General features: G+C 40.8%; 22 protein-coding genes. 9 read left to right on the top strand and 13 right to left on the bottom strand.

Features of this window, described 5'->3' with window-relative positions:
* Window positions 1–19 precede the first annotated feature (19 nt).
* From mnhG to A9267_RS16025, 6 genes are all read right to left on the bottom strand, one after another.
* Window positions 20–361 (bottom strand): monovalent cation/H(+) antiporter subunit G, encoded by a 342-nt coding sequence (gene mnhG, locus A9267_RS16000; protein ID WP_065109879.1) that lies wholly within the window; start codon window positions 359–361, stop codon window positions 20–22.
* Entirely contained in the window at window positions 358–654 is a 297-nt protein-coding gene (locus A9267_RS16005; protein WP_065109880.1) for a monovalent cation/H+ antiporter complex subunit F, read from the bottom strand. Before A9267_RS16005 ends, mnhG begins: the two co-directional genes overlap by 4 nt.
* Window positions 654–1,154 (bottom strand): Na+/H+ antiporter subunit E, encoded by a 501-nt coding sequence (locus A9267_RS16010; RefSeq protein WP_055022565.1) that lies wholly within the window; start codon window positions 1,152–1,154, stop codon window positions 654–656. The genes A9267_RS16005 and A9267_RS16010 overlap by 1 nt, the downstream gene beginning before the upstream one ends.
* An 80-nt stretch (window positions 1,155–1,234) precedes the next feature.
* Window positions 1,235–1,687: a hypothetical protein gene (locus tag A9267_RS16015; protein ID WP_055022564.1), complete on the bottom strand. Its 453-nt coding sequence runs from the start codon at window positions 1,685–1,687 to the stop codon at window positions 1,235–1,237.
* A 485-nt stretch (window positions 1,688–2,172) separates the two neighbouring features.
* The gene (locus A9267_RS16020) at window positions 2,173–3,702 is read right to left on the bottom strand and encodes a DUF3360 family protein (RefSeq protein WP_065109881.1); all 1,530 of its coding nucleotides are present in this window, start codon (window positions 3,700–3,702) and stop codon (window positions 2,173–2,175) included.
* Between the two features lie 314 nt (window positions 3,703–4,016).
* Complete coding sequence (locus tag A9267_RS16025; protein WP_065109882.1) at window positions 4,017–4,991, bottom strand: methylenetetrahydrofolate reductase; 975 nt, start codon at window positions 4,989–4,991, stop codon at window positions 4,017–4,019.
* A gap of 487 nt (window positions 4,992–5,478) precedes the next feature.
* On the opposite strand from A9267_RS16025, the gene A9267_RS16030 reads away from it, so the two are divergent.
* From A9267_RS16030 to A9267_RS16050, 5 genes are all read left to right on the top strand, one after another.
* Window positions 5,479–6,117: a trimeric intracellular cation channel family protein gene (locus A9267_RS16030; protein WP_065109883.1), complete on the top strand. Its 639-nt coding sequence runs from the start codon at window positions 5,479–5,481 to the stop codon at window positions 6,115–6,117.
* Between the two features lie 613 nt (window positions 6,118–6,730).
* Window positions 6,731–7,516: a YrhK family protein gene (locus A9267_RS16035; protein ID WP_197495550.1), complete on the top strand. Its 786-nt coding sequence runs from the start codon at window positions 6,731–6,733 to the stop codon at window positions 7,514–7,516.
* Between the two features lie 96 nt (window positions 7,517–7,612).
* The gene (locus A9267_RS16040; RefSeq protein ID WP_055022559.1) at window positions 7,613–8,044 is read left to right on the top strand and encodes a CBS domain-containing protein; all 432 of its coding nucleotides are present in this window, start codon (window positions 7,613–7,615) and stop codon (window positions 8,042–8,044) included.
* A 73-nt stretch (window positions 8,045–8,117) separates the two neighbouring features.
* Entirely contained in the window at window positions 8,118–8,486 is a 369-nt protein-coding gene (locus tag A9267_RS16045; protein WP_065109884.1) for a DUF333 domain-containing protein, read from the top strand.
* A gap of 598 nt (window positions 8,487–9,084) precedes the next feature.
* Window positions 9,085–9,855, top strand: a complete 771-nt coding sequence (locus A9267_RS16050) for a glycoside hydrolase family 11 protein (protein ID WP_065109885.1) — start codon at window positions 9,085–9,087, stop codon at window positions 9,853–9,855.
* A 179-nt stretch (window positions 9,856–10,034) separates the two neighbouring features.
* Here the strand turns inward: A9267_RS16050 and A9267_RS16055 are convergent, their stop codons facing one another.
* From A9267_RS16055 to A9267_RS16075, 5 genes are all read right to left on the bottom strand, one after another.
* Window positions 10,035–11,945, bottom strand: a complete 1,911-nt coding sequence (locus tag A9267_RS16055; RefSeq protein WP_065109886.1) for a methyl-accepting chemotaxis protein — start codon at window positions 11,943–11,945, stop codon at window positions 10,035–10,037.
* 547 nt (window positions 11,946–12,492) lie between these two features.
* The gene (locus A9267_RS22090; RefSeq protein ID WP_065109887.1) at window positions 12,493–13,143 is read right to left on the bottom strand and encodes a heavy metal-binding domain-containing protein; all 651 of its coding nucleotides are present in this window, start codon (window positions 13,141–13,143) and stop codon (window positions 12,493–12,495) included.
* 114 nt (window positions 13,144–13,257) lie between these two features.
* Window positions 13,258–13,677: a hypothetical protein gene (locus A9267_RS16065; protein WP_065109888.1), complete on the bottom strand. Its 420-nt coding sequence runs from the start codon at window positions 13,675–13,677 to the stop codon at window positions 13,258–13,260.
* Between the two features lie 241 nt (window positions 13,678–13,918).
* A complete protein-coding gene (locus A9267_RS16070; RefSeq protein ID WP_065109889.1) occupies window positions 13,919–14,470 on the bottom strand; it encodes a hypothetical protein in 552 nt (183 codons plus the stop codon).
* A gap of 10 nt (window positions 14,471–14,480) precedes the next feature.
* The gene (locus A9267_RS16075) at window positions 14,481–15,305 is read right to left on the bottom strand and encodes a cytochrome c3 family protein (protein ID WP_055022551.1); all 825 of its coding nucleotides are present in this window, start codon (window positions 15,303–15,305) and stop codon (window positions 14,481–14,483) included.
* A gap of 496 nt (window positions 15,306–15,801) precedes the next feature.
* On the opposite strand from A9267_RS16075, the gene A9267_RS16080 reads away from it, so the two are divergent.
* From A9267_RS16080 to A9267_RS16095, 4 genes are all read left to right on the top strand, one after another.
* On the top strand, window positions 15,802–16,551 hold the full coding sequence (locus A9267_RS16080) for a winged helix-turn-helix domain-containing protein (RefSeq protein ID WP_065109890.1): 750 nt from the start codon (window positions 15,802–15,804) through the stop codon (window positions 16,549–16,551).
* A gap of 63 nt (window positions 16,552–16,614) precedes the next feature.
* The gene (locus A9267_RS16085) at window positions 16,615–17,133 is read left to right on the top strand and encodes a hypothetical protein (RefSeq protein WP_055022549.1); all 519 of its coding nucleotides are present in this window, start codon (window positions 16,615–16,617) and stop codon (window positions 17,131–17,133) included.
* Between the two features lie 227 nt (window positions 17,134–17,360).
* Entirely contained in the window at window positions 17,361–17,609 is a 249-nt protein-coding gene (locus A9267_RS16090; protein ID WP_055022548.1) for a DUF3297 family protein, read from the top strand.
* A gap of 280 nt (window positions 17,610–17,889) precedes the next feature.
* The gene (locus tag A9267_RS16095) at window positions 17,890–18,531 is read left to right on the top strand and encodes a LysE family translocator (protein ID WP_197495551.1); all 642 of its coding nucleotides are present in this window, start codon (window positions 17,890–17,892) and stop codon (window positions 18,529–18,531) included.
* Between the two features lie 194 nt (window positions 18,532–18,725).
* On the opposite strand, the gene A9267_RS16100 is transcribed toward A9267_RS16095, so the two are convergent.
* The gene (locus A9267_RS16100; RefSeq protein WP_065109891.1) at window positions 18,726–19,778 is read right to left on the bottom strand and encodes a flavin-containing monooxygenase; all 1,053 of its coding nucleotides are present in this window, start codon (window positions 19,776–19,778) and stop codon (window positions 18,726–18,728) included.
* A 178-nt stretch (window positions 19,779–19,956) separates the two neighbouring features.
* A complete protein-coding gene (locus tag A9267_RS16105) occupies window positions 19,957–20,565 on the bottom strand; it encodes a hypothetical protein (protein ID WP_055022545.1) in 609 nt (202 codons plus the stop codon).
* Between the last annotated feature and the right edge of the window lie 78 nt (window positions 20,566–20,643).

Here is a 20,643-nt window from a genome sequence, read left to right on the forward strand (position 1 = left end):
ACTAATAGTATGATATCAACTAAAGCTTCGATGACTTGTTCCCTCCCAGATTTGCACGCTTAGCTTCTTTTGGTATTAAGCCATTATGTAGTGCCGCTTTTGCTAATGCATGACTGGCAGATGGGTTAATGAACAGCGTACAAATTAAAATCAATATCAGTTTAATTAAGACCATACCATTGGGGCTTTGCAGCATAAGGCCAATGAGAATTAAGCCTGCGCCTAATGTGTCGGTAACACTTGCAGCATGCATGCGGGTGTAAAAGTCTGGGAAACGTATAATGCCTATCCCACCCGAAAAGCATAAAAAACTCCCTATTAGCAGGCATATACCGCTGCAGATTTCGAGTAACAAGCTCATTCTTTAGTCTCCTTGGTTGGATGAGATTTATAAGGAGCGACTTTAAATTCGGTAGAATCTGAGTAACGTAATACGCCGATAACACTGATAAAGTTAATGAGGGCGTAGACGAGGGCGATGTCGAGAAACTCTGGGCGACCCATTAAAAACCCTAAAACGGAAATCAACAAAATGGCTTTAGTGCCAAAAAAGTTGAACGCTAATATCCGATCGTAAAGGGTGGGGCCGACGATGCAGCGAATGATCGCAAGTAACATAACAACTAGAATGGCGATTGTGGCAGCGGCTAACATTAGTTTTCAAGCTCCCTTACCCGGCGATCCATCTCTCCGGTTTTAAGTGTGTCGATATCAGCATTATCTAAAGCATGAACGGTGAGTTGGTCATCAATTAAGTCTATCGCTACGGTTCCTGGGGTTAAGGTGATGGAGTTAGCGTAGATCACTTTATTAATATCTGAGCATTGTTGCGTGTCTATGGTGGTCAGGACGGGGGTAATACTTTTATTACCCATCCAAATATGTTTAACCACACTGATATTCGACAAAATGACCTGTTTAACTAGCCATAGAGCGTAACTGGGCATGTGGGCATTAAGGCGAATAGGATGAGTTTCTTGATCGATTACATCCATTTTTTGCGCAATATAGAGCACCAGCATGATTGAGCCAGCCCCTAAAGATAATAATAAAGGGTTGCTGTAATTGGAGTTAATCCACCAAAATAGCGCCAGTGTTAATATCAAGCTAAGCCGATGGCTTGGCACGACGCTGCGTTTAATTTCTTGTGTCATATTAATCAATACTTAGTGTGAGTTATTGCTAGCTAAAACTTAGCCTGCCGGTAAAAGTTATTTTTTAATTTCTGTTGCCGTTAATCTTGCTGCTCGCACGACGATTCGTTGGCGATTGCTTGATAAATTTGACTGTGCAGCCCTTGCAATGAATCTGTAGTCGGTGACAATTGCTCAATTGTTCTATCGACGATACGCCCAACTAACTGCTCTTTGGTTTCATTTGCAGGTATGCACACCTCAGTTGGAAGTATTTTTGATGTCTGTTTACCGACTCGGGTGCGATAGGCTCTATCGGTGAATCCGCCCGATGTGTTCTTTAGTTCATACTGTTGACTGGTGTTGAATGAGCCAGCAAGAAAGCCTTGAATATAGTAGGAACATGCTTGAGTCGACATCTCAGATGCGGTTTTATTAACTGATAAACAAGATGAAAGAACGAGCTGCTCTTCATTTTTAGCGTTACTCGAAACTGCTGATAGTGAAAAAGTGAGTGTGAACGTTAATAGCGCTAAGAGTTGGATGATCCTCATATGAACCCCTTTTTTATAATTCTATTGATTGCACATTCATAAATTGAACGGTATCAGCGCAATACGCTTTAGGTACCTTTGGTTTACTTTATATGGTTATTCTTTGCTCGTTTTAAGGCGATATATGCCGACACTATTCAAGCAAACCATAAAAGTTTGTGATTAACATTGATTTAACACAAAGATTTTTAAATTAACATCGAATTGTTTTTTATTTAACCCTGTTATTCGTTTATAACACAGTTTGTTTTAATTTAAATACTAAGTAAGTGTAAATAGACTGTTTTTTTATAATGTCGAATATTTTTCAAGTTGGTGAGTAAGCTCGATAAGCTGGGGGATTGGCGGTTATTGTTAATATTTGGATCTACAAAAGCAGTTTGGCGGCTTTATTCACAGAGGCTTGTAGGTTCAAGCCTCTGTCTGTTTATTTCTCAGTTATGTCATTGGCGCTCAGCTAGCTTGAATTTTTGGCGAATGAACCGTTAGTTTAATCCTGAAATGATGGCTGGAATACCTGGTAGTAAGCCAACTAATGCCATCACCCCTGTAAGAATGATAAACATAACGCTAGGGGCTATCCAGCGGTTCATTTTGGTGAGTTTAGCACTGCGATCTTTACAGCCTATTAAACCTAAATTATCCAATAGCATTGTCAGTGACCAACCAAAAGCAGGGTTAACTAATACTGACGAAAACACCACAATCGCAGCTGATTGAGTGGTTTTTCCTTCTCGAGTCATTTCCATACCAGCCTCAAGAAGTGGGATAAATACCCCAACGACTAAGGCGACACACAATACGGGTTCCCAAATGGCTAAATCCATTGGATAACCCCAAAGTGCGGCAATAACACAGAACAAGGCTGTCAGTAGCGCACCTGCAGGAATGGGGCGTTTAGCAATTGCCGCAGGGACTATGTATGTGCCCCAAGATGAAGTGAAGTTGGCCCCCCCAAGCATTGAACCAAAGGTTTGACGAATTGAAGCGCTGGTCATCGTGTCATCTATATTCATATGCACTTTTTCAGTGCGCAACGGGTAGTTAATCTTTTGAAATACTTGATGACCTAAAAAGTCTGGCGACCACATCGCGACAGCGAGCACAGCGAAGGGCAAAACCACGATAAAGCTTTCAAGAGTCGGTAAGCCAAGCATCCAACCTGAGCTTTCTCCCCACCAGTACATTGGGCTCATGTTCGGTAAACCTGGCGCAGTTTGAAACTCAAATGGCGCGCCGAGGGCAAAGGCCAACGTACCACCGAGTAAGCAACTTAATGGCACGGCTAGCCAACGTTTTCGCCAGTGCTCTAGTAAGGCATATAAAATAATGGTGCAGAAAATCACGATAAATGCGATGTGTTCCATACCGATACTGTTGGCCCATGCATACAGTTTTTTTACTTGTGATGCAGTACCAACAAACCCCAGATACAGCAAGAGTCCGCCACAAACCCCTTTACTGGTGAGGTTGGCGAGCATACTCCCGCCTTTACTGATGGCAAGAATTAAGCCTAAGGCGCCAATGAGTAGTCCAAATGCCATTGGGTGGCCGCCTGCTGCAACCACAATTGGAATAATGGGAATAAGCGGTCCGTGGGTGCCAGCTAAGTTTGCTGTAGGCAATAAAAATCCTGAAAAAATGACAATGAAGAAAGCGGCAATAATGAGTTCGTAACGAACATTTTCCAGAATAAAGCTTTCTTCAAGGCCAAGTGAGGTTGCAAATGTGGTGGCAATGGCGCCGACCATGACCACTTTACCTATGGTTGCAGCCATTGCTGGAATGGTGTCTTCCAGTTCAAAGCGATAGTCTTTGCCTGGGAGATTAGGGCGCCAGCGCTTTGGATCCATAATCGTTAATTCATGCTCTAAATACTCATCTCGAGAGTTAAAGGTTGAACTGGGTTTATGTTGCTGTTGATATTGATATTGTTTGTTGGATGGATTCGTTTGCGATTGACTGGGGGTAGATTCACTTTTCTGTTCATGTATGGATTTTGAATTACTGCTCATATCATTCCTATTGCTCACTCACTAAAAGTGCTACTGCTTTAAATTAGAAGCACCTTATCTGAACCCTATAGCCATAGCGAGTAATAATCGGCGTTTTAACCTCAGACATTAGTCGTAGGTAAATATTTGTTTACATTAGTAAAATAGGTTTCGGTGAAGTCAGTGTCGCTAGCGTTGTGAGGTAAAAAAGCGATATATAGGGGAGTTTGATGCTTTGTTAGCAAGAAGCCTGTTAATAAAGGTGTTAGCTAGATGAAACTTAAAGGAGTCTCTATGGCGTATCAGCACCATAGAGAATGATAGTTTCTGTGTGATCACTTATTCAGCACAAATTGATCAATTTGATTTTGTGCTAAGGCTTGATCCATGGTGCCTTTCAGTAATTTATACATCAAAATAGATGCATCAATTTCAGTCTTGCGATTGGTTAAACTTTCAATGTTTAACCCTAACGGGATATTTAGCTGAATCACCGCATCTAAAATTTGCAGTAGATTACTGTGGTTTATTTTAATCGACTCATATAAAGGATCGGCTGCAGATAGAATACGCTCACTGGTTTCTTCTGGTACTGAGACCCCTAACCAGTTGATAAATTCTAGGGTTTTGGCGCTGCCACAAGGTGAGAACGTTAAGATAACTCGATTGGGTTTAATGTTGTTTAACTCACATTCTTGAGCATAGCTGGTTAGCATATCAATTGTCGCTTGGGCGTTATATACCGCTTGAGTAATGTAGTACTCGCAGCCTTGAGTCGACTTACCTAATAAACGAATGTGCTCATTCTTTTTGCTTAAGTGGCGCTCTGCAATGGCAACACCACCAAGATAGAAGTCCTGAGAGTGCGAAGCTAAGACCTTATAAGCATCATTAAGTGGTAATGAACTTTTTACCTGAGTAGAGGGGGAGCCCACCAAGACGAGATCTCTGACATTGTTTTGATACCAAGCGCGAGATAACCATTCATTAAACCCTTGCTCATCCAGCCCTGCAACACTCTTATAGGCTATAACAGGCTTACCTGACTTTTGGTTGATTAATTGTGCATAGGTGCCAGAGTCATGGGTGGCTTTGAATGGAAAAGGTCTAGGGGTGTCAGTTCGACTGGTTTCATCTTGAATGTCATAAATGATCAAACCGTCAAAACTTATCTCATCAAGGCGAGCGAGTAACTTATCGGCAATAATGCTGACCGACTCAAAATCAGTATCGATTTTCGGTGGGGTAGTACCAATAAAGTATATTCCACGGTGATGATCGGACGATCGCTGTTTTAATGATTTTCTCATGTTTAGCCGTCTAGATGGATGTTATCTACATTGTGTCTTAAATCAGGGCGGTTGTTAAGGCTCAATAAGATAATTTTTAGATATAACTAAGGTCATCGTCATTCAGCGGCTAAATGATAAAAGCCTAATCGTTTTGTGTTGCCAAACCCTGACTGAAATTACTGTCGACTCTAATAGTAATTCAGTGTGTTGAATGGCGGCAGTTGGAATACACAACAACATAATAATAGCGAATAGGATAAGGTTAATGTAACTTTTGGTGTATCTAGTGTCCTTATTTATTTTGGTTGCATAAATACTATGTTAGCTATTTTATTTATTACTAAATTTTGTTTTTAAGTCTGTCTACCTCATATATATCGATACCTGCATAATTTTTTACTGTAAAAGCATTAGAAAATGTAATGGTAAAGTTAGAAATTATATCTGTATTTTTAGCGGGGATGAGCGCAATATTTGCTTCCTTTTTTATTTGTTAGTGCGTGTTATGTTAGAAGTTAAAGTGATCAGTGCCTTATGGCTAGTTGGTATCCTAGCTGAAGCGATGACAGGCGCGTTGGCCGCAGGTAAAAAACAAATGGATTTGTTTGGTGTCGTTATCATTGGCTGTGTTACTGCCATTGGTGGTGGCACATTACGAGACATGTTACTGGGAAATTATCCCATTATATGGATTGAAAACGTGCACTACTTGTTAGCCATCGCTACCGCATCTTTACTGACGGTGATGATAGCACCGTTAATGCGTTACCTTTCGCGCCTATTCTTGGCAGTTGATGCAGTCGGGTTAGCGGTATTTTCTATTGTGGGTGCACAAAAAACCTTGATGCTTGGTTATGGTCCTGAAATTGCGATCGTTATGGGAGTTGTTACGGGTGTTTTTGGTGGCGTCATTCGAGATATTTTATGTAATCAGGTGCCGCTTATCTTTAAAAAAGAGCTCTATGCACTTGTCGCTCTCGCAACTGCTGCCTTGTATGTGGTGATGAAATTCAGCGGTGTTGTTGAATGGATAAGCTTATCAATTGCTGTGATATTTGGCTTTAGTTTCAGAATGCTGGCGATTCGATATCAGTGGTCAATGCCCAAGTTTGATTACCAGACTCCTTCAGATAGCCTTCATTAACAAGAGCCGTTATTGACAAGAGCTGTCATTTACAAGAGCCGTTATTGACAAGAGCTGTCATTTACAAGAGCCGTTATTAACAAGAGCTGTCATTGACAAGAGCTGTCATTGACAAGAGCTGTCATTGGCAAGAGCTGTTATTGACAAGAGCTGTCATTAACAAGAGCTGCCATCTATAAGGGCCGTCATTTGCACGGACTGTCATTGACAAGGCCTATTATTTACAAGAGCTGTCATTGACAAGAGCCGTTATTAACAAGAGCTGTCATTGACAAGAGCTGTCATTGGCAAGAGCTGTCATTGACAAGAGCTGTCATTGACAAGAGCTGTCATTAACAAGAGCTGCCATCTATAAGGGCCGTCATTTGCACGAACTGTCATTGACAAGGCCTATTATTTACAAGAGCTGTCATTTATAAGATTTGCCATCAACCAGAACAGTCATTCGTCATCAGTGGGGTGTATTTCACCCCATTCTGGTTTTTTCTATTTCTTTTCTAACTACATCTGTGTTTGTGATTAAGCCAACGTTGTCTTGGTTGAGTGCTAACCAAATACGGTTATTTGTAGGGTTCGCTCCTTCATATAAGATTCGCACTAATCCTTATTATCGATGACGATAGCATTAATCACTGGCGTTAGTGCTGAATTGAGCAAAGACAAAACCTACCGAGATATCAAACCTATGCCACATGCTTTTTCAAATCGTCGCCGTATCTTAAATTTAACCGCGGATAAAAAAGCCTTAAGATCTCAGTTTCGCTGGGAAACGATCAATGCTATTGCCTATAAATTAGGTGGCATTTTATTTGTTATTGGCAGTTTCTTCTTTTTTCCTAGCCGAGCTGAATACGCTTATATTGGTGGGTGGATTTTTCTAGTTGCATCGTTAACTTACTTAGTGGTTAATATTCACGATATGGCAGAGATCCGGCGTTATTGGAAAAGTCATACATCCCATCAAGTGGACGAGGTTGTTGAGTATTTTGCAGGGGCGACATACCTGTTTGGCACCTTATGTTTTGTATTTGGTCGGTTAGCGAGTTTTCCTCAAGTGGATTGGCCGTTAATCAGCACCTGGTTGTTTATTATTGGTAGCACGTTATTTGTTGTTGGCGCAGCGGCTAACGTATTTTTGATCGTCAAAGCAGACTCAGTGCAGTTACTTCAGTTGATGAACCTTACTTCGATTTGCTTCATCGTTGGTTCAGTTCTTTATGGCTTGGCTTCCGTGCCATATTTATGGGCTTTTGAGTCATCAAATGATCACTTACTTATTCTTAACTTTCTTGCTTGGCAGTACATGATTGGCAGCTTGTTATTCTTATTGGGTGGTGTATTTAACTACTGGCGAGCATATTTGTTGGTAGAAGGTGAAATAGCGAAAAAGCAGCTATAGTCATCATTGTTATTTGGCTGATTTGCTTGTTAATTACTCGCTATTCATGACGGGTTTGATTAGAATTTATACATAATCTGTATAAGGAATAATACGATGAAAGTAAGCGATATCATGACCCCTAATCCTATTTGTATTAGTAATGAGGCCAGCCTGAAAGACGCTCACCAATTAATGCAAAGCCGTAATGTGCGTCATCTTCCTGTTATTTCTGAATCCGATGGCAAATTTGTTGGCATGTTGACCCATAAAAAAATGATTGCAACTGTGCTAAGTGTGCTCAATAAATACGGTCAAGGAGCGTTAGATAGAAAAGAGCGCTATACCCCTATCGCCGATATTATGGATACCCAAGTCGATAAATTAGGATTAGATGAGCCACTTCCTGTTGTCGTGCAATATTTTATCGACAATAAACTAGGTTGTTTGCCTGTTTTAGACAGAGACAACAGAGTGTTAGGGATTGTTACATCATCTGATTTTATTAAACTCTGTCAGCGCTTATTAGTCACTCAGCAGTTATCATGAGCGTTGAAAACCTTTGCTAAACGCTGCTTAATCAACTTATGTGAACACATTAATTTTCAAGGATGGAACAACAATGAAACGTTATCAAATCATAGGGCTGGTTGGCTTGTTCTGTATGATGTCTGCTTGCAGTGACAATAAACAAAGTCAGGTTGAATCAAGCCAGCAAAAACTTACCAATCCTGCCGCTGTATTTTGTGCTGAGCGGGGTAAATATGATATTTCTTCTGGGCAATGTATGCTTGAAGACAATACCCAAGTGGATGCTTGGGAGTTTTATAGAAAATATCATGCAGATCAATCTGTAGGGCTAGAAAATCCTGCTGCGGCCTATTGCATATCATCCCAAGGAGAATACGATATCAACACTAGCGAATGTAAGTTCGCTGATGGCCGTATTGTTAACGCTTGGGATTACTTTAAGCAGCAAAGCAGTAAATAGCCGATGACAGATTAATCATGGTGAGTATAAAGCCTATTTATATTCGCCAACTTTACTTGCTTATTGACTCGCCATGTTTAGCATCATTTTTTGTTGATTTCTAAGCGCTTTACTTTGGCTGGTCATCTCCCTTCCTATATTGCTTTGTTTACCCTCTATAACGTTATTTATTTCAACTTCTTAAGTTAATTTTGACGAGTGTTTGTCGCCTCGTTATTAACACAGCTTTAGCCGCCTACACCTAGCCAGTTGTATTCATACTTTTGATGTATATTCGCCATTGCTTATGTTGACACAGCTTATAGTCATATGTACTAATAGATCGTCGAGTAATGAAGCAGGTCTATTTTGTTGTCTTAATTAAGTAAATAAATTCATTGGCGATAATCATCAATTTTTAGGTGGGCAAGGTAAAGTAATTTTGCTTTTTAACAGACGAGATTATTACAATCTAGGTTGGCGTCACAGGTAAACCCTGTTTTCTGTTTGTAGAACACGGTGTCGTTATTAAGCATTGATTTATGAGGATAAATAACCTCATGCGGTACTTGAGATAACACCACCTTTTAATATATTTAGATATATAAATGGGGAAACTATGAACTCACATACAAATACATATATAAGGGCATTGTTGGTTGCCGCAGCCTTTTGTGTCACCTCTGGGAATATACAGGCCGCTGAAACGTTTCAAACTTCCGAAGCCAGATTTCCAAATACTGAGCAAGGGTACTTCACCAGCCACTATGAATTGAACAACGATCCAAATACTTATCTTTACACCACTAGCTATACCGCAAGTTATATAAAAATGTCTGGAAACTCGCAAAACGTGGTGTCAGGTCGAGGTTGGCAAACTGGGCATCAATGGCGCAAAGTCAACTTTAGTATTGAAAATTACTATCCTGATAACAGCAGCCAAAAGTCAGTTTTTGCATTGTATGGTTGGACTAAAAGCAATAACACCAATTACGATGGTATGGCCGAATACTACATTATTGATAAGCACAATGGTTGGTATCCCGAGCATCAAAATGATGATGGCAAAGACAATGGTGCACGTTGGTTAGGAACTAAAAATGTAGATGGTGCTAAGTACGACTACTATGTTTCAACACGCACCGATAAGCCCCATGCCTATGGGCCTGGGCTAACAACATTTAAACAATACTGGGCAATTCGTGACTATTACAATCAGCGTGACAACGGTGAGATTAATGTCGGTCAGCATTTTCAAATGTGGATAAACCCGCAAGAATATAAGCATGAAAAATATCCGTATATTGGTAATTGGGGTTATCAAATTTTTGCGATTGAGCTGATTGGTGGCGGAGGTTCTGTCAATTTAAATGCTTGGTCAAATAACTAGGCCTTGTACATAAACAGGTTTGATAGCACTCGTTAGGTTAATCTGAACCCTTTTTGTGTGGTGAGTGATGCTCAGTATAATAAGCAATTGATAGGTAGATAAATCAAGCGTTGTGCAACAAAAAAGCCAAACAATGTGTTTGGCTTTTTTATTTTGCTTACTGTTAAATGGTGGCGAAGTTAGGTTAATTTAAATCGTCCCACAAGTCCGTCTAAATCATTTGCCATTGATTTTAGCTCATTGCTTGAGCTTTCAATGCTGGCTGAAGCTTGGGCGCTGCTTTGGCTGCTGTCACCAATGTTGACCACATGCTGATTAATTTCGTTAATCACCACAGATTGCTCTTCAGTCGCAGTGGCTATTTGGGTATTGAGATCTGAGATATGCTGAACATTACCTGCAATCTCTTCCAGTGCCTGATGCGTTCGCATTGACGCTTTAACGCCTAGTTTTGCATGCTCACGTCCTTCGTGGACTGATGCTACGGCAGCTTTGGCGCCGTTTTGTAGCTCAGAAATCATAGCGTGAATTTCATCAGTTGATTCACTGGTGCGCTGGGCTAAGTTCCTCACTTCATCTGCAACAACGGCAAAACCACGGCCTTGTTCACCAGCGCGAGCAGCTTCAATAGCGGCGTTTAATGCTAGCAAGTTCGTTTGTTCTGAAATCCCACGAATCACATCTAACACGCTCGATATTGAGTCACTTTTTTCTGCTAACTTGACAATATTTTCTGAGACGTTTTCCATATTAGACGCCATATCTGTGATGGTCGTGTTTGACTCTTCAACCACAGTTTGCGCCCGTTGCGCTTTTATGGTCGCATCATTAGTGGCTTGAGCTGCAATGGAGGCACTGTTTGCTATTTCTGCAATTGTGCTGCCCATTTCGTTAATGGCTACAGAAACTTGATGCGCTCCATCACTTTGGATATCCGCAGATTTTTTAGAATGTTGTGCATCGCTATAGACATGTTGAGAAGCGTCATTCACCTTGTTTGAGGTTGTAGCAAGCTCTTGAACTACAGAGTGCAATTTACTAATAAAGGCATTAAACCCTTGAGCTAAACGGCGCATTTCTTCATTGCCATTTTCGTTAATACGCTGAGTTAAATCACCTTCACCCTCGCCGAGCTCTTTAAAGGTATCAGCTAATTGATTTAATGGACGCACTAAGCTGTTGCCAAGGTAAATACTGATCGCAATAAAGAGGACGGCAATGATAAAGAACGTAATTAAGATATTATTACGTGAAGTATCTAAGCCAGCGTATAGCTCCTCTTGAGGGACTTCAGCGATGACATACCAGCCTAAACTTGAGATATAACTTGAAGCAATGAGTTGCTCATCAGCCATTGCAAAAGCATAGTTGTTTTGGTTTAACAATTGACGACTGTTAATGCTCGGATATATATCAGCTAATGTTTTACCCGATTTATAATCGATACTGCGGTGAACTTTAATGACACCGTCACCATCAACGAGGTAAACAAAACCCGTTTGTTCGATTTGAAAACTGTTGAGGTAATCAACCATTTCATCAAAAGATTTAGACACACCGCTTAGGCCTTGGCCATTTTCTTGCTGATAATTGATGAAAATATCAGTTTGGCCAACACTGTCATGGTAAATACTCGTCGACTCGTTTTTGCCGCTTTCAGTGAAGCGAAAAAACCACTTATCATGGCCGGGATCCAGTACGCGTAAAAAGCCATTTTGATTCCAATATTTGTGACTGTTTTTATCGACAAATGAGGCATTACTAAAGCCGTTATCACTGGCTGTTTTCGCTAAGTAATCGATTAAGTACTGCTCACCTTCAACACTTTCACCTTGGTCTATCCAAAGTTGGATCATGCTGTTATTTGCGATAGCTCGAGTGACGACTTTCATCTGATTAATTTCGCCATCGATAGCATTACGAATACGCTGGACTAGGTTAGGCATATCCGACTGTTCTAATCGCTCTGATAATAAGGATTTAGCGCTATTTTGGCCTACATAAGCAACGACGCTGGTGGATACAATGACAGCAAATAACATTGCAGTTATTAACTTATTCCGAATGGATAATGTAGATAAAAAGCTCATTAACATAACTCCTACACACCGATTAACTGGGTGTGTTGATACATCTAGGCTGCCTTTGGCTAACCTAATCAAGGGTGCTGACTATAACGGCATTTATACTAAAAACATGAGGAAGTTTCACAATTAAATATAATAATCTAACAACGTGCGGTGTTTTTTCGCGCTGATTGGTTAGACTTTGTTCAGTTGGTAGCCGTGATACGATTTTTTAACGGTTACTTTTTGTTGAATAAAAAGCCGTTTTGTACGTTTCGTGACAATCATTTTATTGGCAAAAATAATAATTTGAATAAGTGTAAGATGATTTAAACAAAGCCCGTTGAGCAGAGTCAGTTGAAAGAGTCAGTTGAACAGAGTCAGTTGTACATAGTCCGTTGAACAGAGTTAGTTGAACAGAGTCCGTTGAACAGAATAAAGCAGAAGGCGTTGGGCGAAGAAAGTCATCAAAGCCTTACGATAGTCAGATGTATATGTAAGGCTTTTAAAAAGTATCTATAGTCAAAATGTAAACCGCTAATTAATCGTTAATTAGCGATATCAGATATGCCTAATGGTGAGCGTGTTCAGTTTTTTCGGCGCTCATTGGCATCAGTTTCATGCCGCATTTAGGGCAGCTATCACCTTCAACACCTGTAATACTGGCATTCATTGGGCAAGCATGAGTATGTTGCTTGGTCTTATGATCTTTGTGTGCATGTTTTGCTGAACAGCATTTGCAGTTAGCTTTATCAGCACACTTTTTACAGTTATCACAGTTGGTTTTACCGTTACAGCCTTTGCAGTTTTCGCATTTAGCTTTACCATCACAGCCTTTGCAGTTTTCACATTGTTTACAGTTTTCGCATTTGGCTTTACCGTCACAGCCTTTGCAGTTTTCGCACTTTTTACAGTTTTCGCATTTAGCTTTACCGTCACAGCCTTTGCAGTTTTCACACTTTTTACAGTTTTCGCATTTGGCTTTGCCATCACAACCTTTGCAGTGGCCTTTATTAGGGCAGTGATCACCGTCAGTTTTATGGGCTTGTTCTAAGTTCATTCCGCATTTAGGGCAAGTATCTCCAGCGTTACCTGTGACTTCGGGATGCATAGGGCAAACATGTGATTGATGCTGCTCGCTAACGTGATGTGCGGCTGTGGCGACTTGCACAGTAGAGCTAATTAAAAAGAGGCTCAGTACGATATAGATAATGTTTTTCATTGCTTAATTCCATGAAATAGTCGGACGATAACCTGCGTCATTTCGTCCGTAAATTGTCGTTTGTGTAGATATAAAAGTGTTATTAGTCGTTGTTACTAAAACGGTTATATAGCGTTAACTGATAGGCGGCTTAAATGCTTGCGACGCATCGATTGATTGAAAGTAAGGCGGGGTGGTGGCAATGACATGCCCCAGATTTTGATTGAAATGCCAAGGCGTTTGAATGGATAAGGTATCTGCTAGGCTGATATATAAGCAGTTTTCACAATTGAATTGACAAGTATTATTGCTTTGGCAACTAACTGTTTGTTGGTTTTTTTCATGTTCATGCTGACAGTTTGAACAAGCTTGGCATGATGTGTCGCTTGCCTCTTGATGATGGCTAGACGTTATTACTGAAGTTGAAATTGATATTTGAGTTGATGGGGTATTGCCCTTAGGTGTCATTGCTGTTGGATTAGCAAATACCAGCTGACTGAAGAGCGTCAGTAAAGTAACAAGGTATATCAACGGATGACGTAAAAGGGTATGCATATCAATTCCATAAAAAAAGATGTTCGGAGCTTATCACCATTTTTTTACGTGGAATCTGACCCAATTCACAGTTACAAACACAGTGACAGTGAAGGTATAAACATCGATTCAATTTGTTACCTTGATCACTCTTATCGACGAATTCATCGCAAAAATCGTCACAAAAAAAGCCGTAGCAACACGCTACGGCTATAAATGCCTAATGCCTTTGTATGGGGATTGGTATCAGGCTGGGCGACGATTATTCTTCGGCTGTAATTAGCTCGAACTCATTACTCGCCTTAGCCCCATGAATCAAAATGGCCACTTTATATTGCTCGACAGCGCCTGCTGCAGCTTTACTATCAAGATCTAAGTCTGTGGCATTAAAGGTATATTGCCCAGCAATATCTGTTTCGGTTAATACCCCATTACATGCATCTTCAGTACTCGTATCACAGCTATAACTTTGACTCACATGCCAACGCTTCCATGCTTTAGCATTATTAGACCCAGAAATAGGATAACCAAAATACATAATCTGATAACTAGAGGCATCGGTTATTGCTTTGTCTTCATCATTTGTCAAAGTAAAAGTGAGTGTGCCAGAGTCGGTGTCGAATGTTTCTAATGTTAACGTTACCGCTTCTGCTTCATCAATGGCTACAGATTCACTGACGGGGGGATCAACAGGATCAGTTACCGGTGGTTCAACTACAGGCGGATCGACAGGTTCCGTTGTATTGTCATCATCACTACAACCTATGAGTAGCAGTGAGCTCGTTAATAAGGCGCTCAAAAGTTTGCGTTTCATGATGGGCTCCTTAATTGAAATGTCCGGTATGACAAGTTTCACACTCTAAATCGCCTTTAACACTCGCAGCTGAGCCCATAGTGTCACTTGTGCCGTGGCAAGATTGACAACTTGCTGTTGCTTCTGATGCCATAGACTCTGGTAATACGCCAATATCTTCTCCAGCGTATGCACGATTGAGCAAATCGACGATGTAGTAGGCCATGCTCGCTGATAGACGTTTACAACGTTCGCCTTTTTCAACAAAAGGTTTGCCGCCATTGATTGCTGACCAGTTACTGATTGATGAGTGACATAATGGACTGTTGGCGATAGAAGTAAGGCCGACTAACAGGCTTTTTTCCGCAGTTGATCCAATACCAGCAACAAACTCATCAGAAGAAAGTGGAAGATCTTCTCTTTCGTAATATCTAAATGATGCGCTGATGACCGCTGAATTTTGATCGTTAATATCATCAAGGATATTAATCAGCATCCCTGCGGCATTTAAGTTGCCGCAAATGGTGCCTTGACCAACAATACCTGCCCAGCCGTAACCAGCTAATGCTGTTGGGATTGAGGCAAAGTTAGCCGCATCTGCACTTGATGACTCTGCAAGTTTAGTAATAATGGCGTGAAAAACTTGATGCATACAGCCCCCACCTGTTTCGTAGGCGAGTTTAGCTGTGGCCATCGCATCTAATGGTACATACTTTAATTTATCACCGAGTTCTAAACGGAAATTTCCATCGGCATCAGTGGCAGCAAATGCTGAAGTACCCACTAAAGTAGCACCTGCTGCGACACTACTGATTCCAATAATTTGGGTTAAGGCTTGACGTCTAGTTATGCTCATAATAATCACCCTATTTGCTGTTTTCTTATTGATTAAGTTCAAGCTTGTCATGCTTGTTTTGTTGTTAATTGTTCATCTCTTCGAGTCAGTGCCTTACTGGCTTTTATCATCTTGGTAGGCGTTGCTCGATAGAGTTAATGTAAGCAATGTGCAGATAAATTTTGTGATGATTAGCCAATTAATGTGGAGGTAAGAAAAACGGCTTTTGGGAGCGTTAACTCCGTTACTCACTGATGATTTTTTGAGGCAACGTGCTACTTTTCGTGAGGGGGATCACGCTATTAATGAGATTAATCAAGATTAATGGCACTATTAACGGTTAATTGGTTTTATTTACATTATGAATTTAAGTGACTTGCCTCTCACTTTGTTGTGCAAAGGTAAATAAAAGCCCTTTAGCTTGTTATAAAAAGGCCACTAAATTAATCAGGATCACAGAAAAATTTATACTTTCTTTTTACACTGTATTTATAGAAGTGTGGTTGGGAAAAGATGAATGCATTTAGGGCATTGCCGGTTTAATAAAGCTAAGGGTGAGCTAACTAACCAACAGACAGGAGATGTGTGGCATCTTCCTCGAGCTGAACGACAAGTGTTGAGCTTATTGATTGATTATCAAGGGCAAGTTGTGGCTAAACCTTTGCTGAAAAAAGGGGACGAACAAGCGCCACCATTAAGCGATGCGTCAGTCACTCATGCGATTTTCACGCTTAGAGCTTTTTTAGGCCCGCAGTATGAAACGCTAATAGAAACAGTCAAAGGACAAGGGTATCTATTAAAACCTCACCGAAGTCGCAAACATCAATCTCAGCGCTTACCCTCTAATGTGATCATCTTGGCGACATGCATTGGCATCTTTGTCATCGTCTCCATAATGACAACGATCATATTATGGGGACAGTTTTCGGAAACTGCGACATCGCCAGCGCAGCCGTTTAGTGAATCTACGGTGACATTGGCCTCAGGCAAAACTGTTGATGTGATTTTGTACTCATCATCGAAAACAAATAATGCCTTACTAAAAGAGCAGGGCGCCCAATTAGAGCAAAGCTTAGCTGAGTGTAAGCAGTCTTCATTGCAAAGTGTTTATTTGTCACTGTCACACGATGAGCAAGTACTTAATATTACGTTACGTGGTGAGCTTATTGGTCAATCTGTTATTCGTAACCTCAAAATAAGCGACCTGAGACAACCCAAAAAGTTTGTCAGCCAACAATGGTTAAAAGGGGTTGAGATTTGTGATTAACGTAATTGCCATGACTGACGTTTACCGATTCATGGCTTGGCTTCAAGAACAGGAGGAACACCAATGAGTTTTTCATGGCGTTGGTTATTAGGCTTGGTAGCAATATTACTCTTCACAACGGGGATCGCTGGCGGGTATCAATTGAATACAACTAGCCCAAGTTTTATGTTGAGTTGCAGTTCTGAGTTATACAATCGCAATAATGAAACACAAGACAGCAATCATTATCTTTTGGTGGATTTATTATCAAAAGATGGCCAAGTACAAGTGCATTATCGCTATTTTAATATCGATGGCACCACTGCGGGCACTGTCTCTATGCAAGGCCAAGTAAATCATATTGATAATCAAAATCGGATTTATGATATTTCGGTGAATACTAAGCAAGAAAGCCCACTGGCTGAAGATCAGCAACCGCCAGAGCATTATCGTTATCTTTCCTACGTCAGTAACTTAAATTTAAGCCGAGACGGTATGCATAATCTGAGCTTACAAGTTCTTGAACAAGATGATGCCAAAGACTTTGCTGTAGTCTTGTTTCAGCCAAGTAATACCGTCTGTGGTTGCCGCTTAGTCAATTAGCCAACAATAAGCACTGTCGTTGCGACTCCCTAGTGGGTTAGTCATTACTTACCTGTAAACGCCGGCTTGGCAATAATTGTGTTGTCGAATAGCAGGATGAGACTTGAATATGGCGTTGTTAATGTCTTATTAACCGCAAATTGGGACACACCAAAAGATATATTCATTGAGCAAAGAGTTGGTATTGCCTACAATAGCACTAGATCTTATTACTACAGAGCATGACCATGAACGATACAACTTCACAACCCGCTTTACCTGATCGCTTATCTGTTAATCCACGCAGCCCACATCATGTTGAGGCGATTTTTCAATTTGATATTGGCATTAAGGTTAATGGCAAAGAACGTTTTGATGTTGAAGAATACTGTATCAGCGAAGGTTGGGTTAAAGTTCCAGCTGGTAAAGCATTAGACCGTCGTGGCCAACCTTTACTTATGACTGTTAAAGGTACTGTGGAAGCGTTCTACCGTTAAACACCTTGGTATAACTTGCTTAAAAAAGGCTTAGTGATAATCACTAAGCCTTTTTTGGTTTACTAGGGTGTGTCTATGTTGAGTGAAGCGATAAGTTCCCCCTGCCTACAGATGTTGTTCTGGAGGCGGTAACGAGAGTTGAGTGTCACTTAGTAATGATCATGTAGCTGGCGTAAACAAACTTTGCCGACCATAGCTCACATTTAAAAACAACATGACTTTTATTCATGTTGGATAGCTGTAAAATCCGCGCCTTGTTTAATCACTTATCTAATTCATCATGATCGACTTGGCTTTACTCCCTGTTTATTTAACCACTGTGGTCGCTTTATTGTTGATCCCTGGGCCTGACATGCTGCTGATTGCCAGTTCAAGTCTGAGTTATGGCCGAAAAGTTGGCGTATATGCAAGCTTTGGTAATGCGACTTCAGGGTTAATTTTAACCTTACTTGCGGCAATGGGTGTATCAGCATTAGTGGCGATGAACCCAATAGCGTTAGAAGTATTAAGAGTTCTGGGCGGCGCTTACTTATTAAAGATGGGGTGGGACTGCATGCGCAGCAGTGCAGCGGATGCACCTGAAATTGAGCAGCAAAATAACTTAGCCAAGTTACTTTATCGCCGCGCAGTTTTTAGTAACCTACTTAACCCCAAAGCGCTGATCTTCTTTGTGCTTTTTTTACCTCAGTTTGTGTCTACTCAGCTTACAGCCAGCTCTGGCGAACAAATGCTAGCACTGGGATTATTGCTTAATGTGATGGGGCTGTTGTTCAACTTACTGCTGGTGGCACTCGTTGGCAGCTTAGGTAAGCCATTACTTAAAAATGAAAAGTTCCGCACTTACCAAAACAAGTTTATGGGGTTAATATTTTTCGCGCTAGCGATTTGGCTGTTGGCTTCACAAGTGCAAAGCCTTAGCTAAACGATTTGGCTTTTCAGTTAGTCGCTCCCAAGTTAACTAGAGACCGAGTTAAATAGAGCTCAAGTTAAGTCAGTTGAGTCAATTCAAATAAAGCGCTTATTGCTGATAAGTCATCATAGAGGTTCAATAATAAAGCGAAATAAGGACTATCTTATTTCGCTTTATTTATGGGAAAGTCAGCAGCCAAGGTGATTTTACGCCGCAACCTTGTTGTTAGAAATGTATTTCATTAGGTAATCGGCATCCTTGTATACACCGCCAAGCGTAGCTGAACCTCGGGTGTAAAGCCAAGGTAGGCCGATGAAATATAAGCCCTCAACATCATTGCTGACGCCGCGATAATTACTGGGGTAATTCGTTTCATCAAATGAGATACCATCAATCCAAAAGAAATTAGGTTTAAAACCCGTAGCCCAGATAATGTTTTTAATCGTGCTGATGCTGCCTTTTTGAAACGTTATTGTCTCTTTTTCTGCTGATAAGGTTCGCCCCATGTGGATGACATTATCTTTAGCGAGTAGTGACTTAACATCTGTACCAATAACGGGCTGAACCCCTTTACTTAACCATTGGCCAATTTTACTGTAGCGATTAACCGATAAAAATCCGATTTTAGTAAACCACCACCATAAGGTTTTACCCAAAAAAGTTTGCGGTATTGCCTTAATTTGATCGGTACCTGAAAAATATGCCGTTCGGCCGGTATCTGCAATTTCCGATAAAATTTGCACACCAGAATCACCCGCACCAACAACTAAGCAATCACCGTCTTGAAGCTGTGAAGGATTTTTATAATTCTCGCTATGCAGTTGAGTTACCCCTTCAGCGATATCGACATGGCATGGTGGCGTATAGGGCGTGTGAAAAGGCCCCGTGGCAATAATCACTTGTTTGGCTTTATATTTTGTTGTGGCACTGGTGATTTCAAAAATCCCATTTACTTTAGTGACGGCAGTGATTTTTTGATTAAACTCGATAGGGATATTGTAGTGTTCTACATAGCTTTTCAAGTAGTCAGCGACTTCATATTTATTGGGGTAATAGCCCTTAGGGAAGGGGAATTTCATGCCGGGCAAATGGTTATATTCAGTGGGGGTAAACAGGGTTAACGAATCCCAACGTTTTAACCAAGGGGCACCAATACAATCATTAGCATCGAGAATCAGATAATCTTTATTTTGTTGGCTTAAATTGTAAGCCATAGATAGCCCAGATTGGCCAGCGCCAATGATGATAAATTCTTTCATGAAATCCAATCTACTGCGTTTTGATATTATTATGGGCGACATTCTAACAGAACCAGCCAGCGGTAATTGATTATTGGCTAAATCAATTGCCTAAGGCTGTGTAAACCTGTGCAGAAAGCCGGTGTTATTGGCATAAAAAAACACGGTATAAACCGTGTTTTTTTAATTGATATTGGCGTTATTTAAAAGCTGCAATTTCTTTTTTAACGGCATCAACAACGGCAAGTGGCGTGCTGATGTATTTTGAGTGGTCTATGAAAATCGCGTTGTCACCAACTGTCATCACTAACGCAGGAAAGTTTGCTGTGCCTAACATCTGCTGAATTTCTGCAATCGCTTCAAGTACACATTCAGCATCGACACTTAGCTCATCCCTAAATATTTTGTTTGATGGAGACAGCTTATATTCGGCGACAATGTCCATAAAATCATGTTTGGTATCCAGTGGATTACCTTCAATAAAATGGGCTCTTTGCAATGCATTAAGTACAGGTAATTGCTTGTCGGCTTGTTTGCTTTGCAGCCAGCCCATTAAGTTTGCTGTTTTGACAGAGTTTTTGGGACTATTCACATAACGAATGTGCTCACGACCAAATTTAAGGCCACTGGCTCTGGCTGCTGCTTCCATTTGCTCTTCGCCTGCACTGTCTTTGCCCATGTAATGTGCTGTGTGCAGCAGGTGTACCTTCATTTTTGGGTAGGCATCTTGTAAGGCATTCACTATCGGAGTGGTAGCATAGCTCCAAGGGCAGTGTGAGTCGTAGATAAAATAAAGCTCGGTGGTCATGAGTTACTTCTTAAATGAATGTTGATAGCAAGATCCTAAATAGTTTGAAGTCATTATTCAATCCTTGTCGTGTGTTAC

Source organism: Shewanella sp. UCD-FRSSP16_17 (assembly GCF_001675935.1).
GTDB lineage: Bacteria > Pseudomonadota > Gammaproteobacteria > Enterobacterales > Shewanellaceae > Shewanella > Shewanella japonica.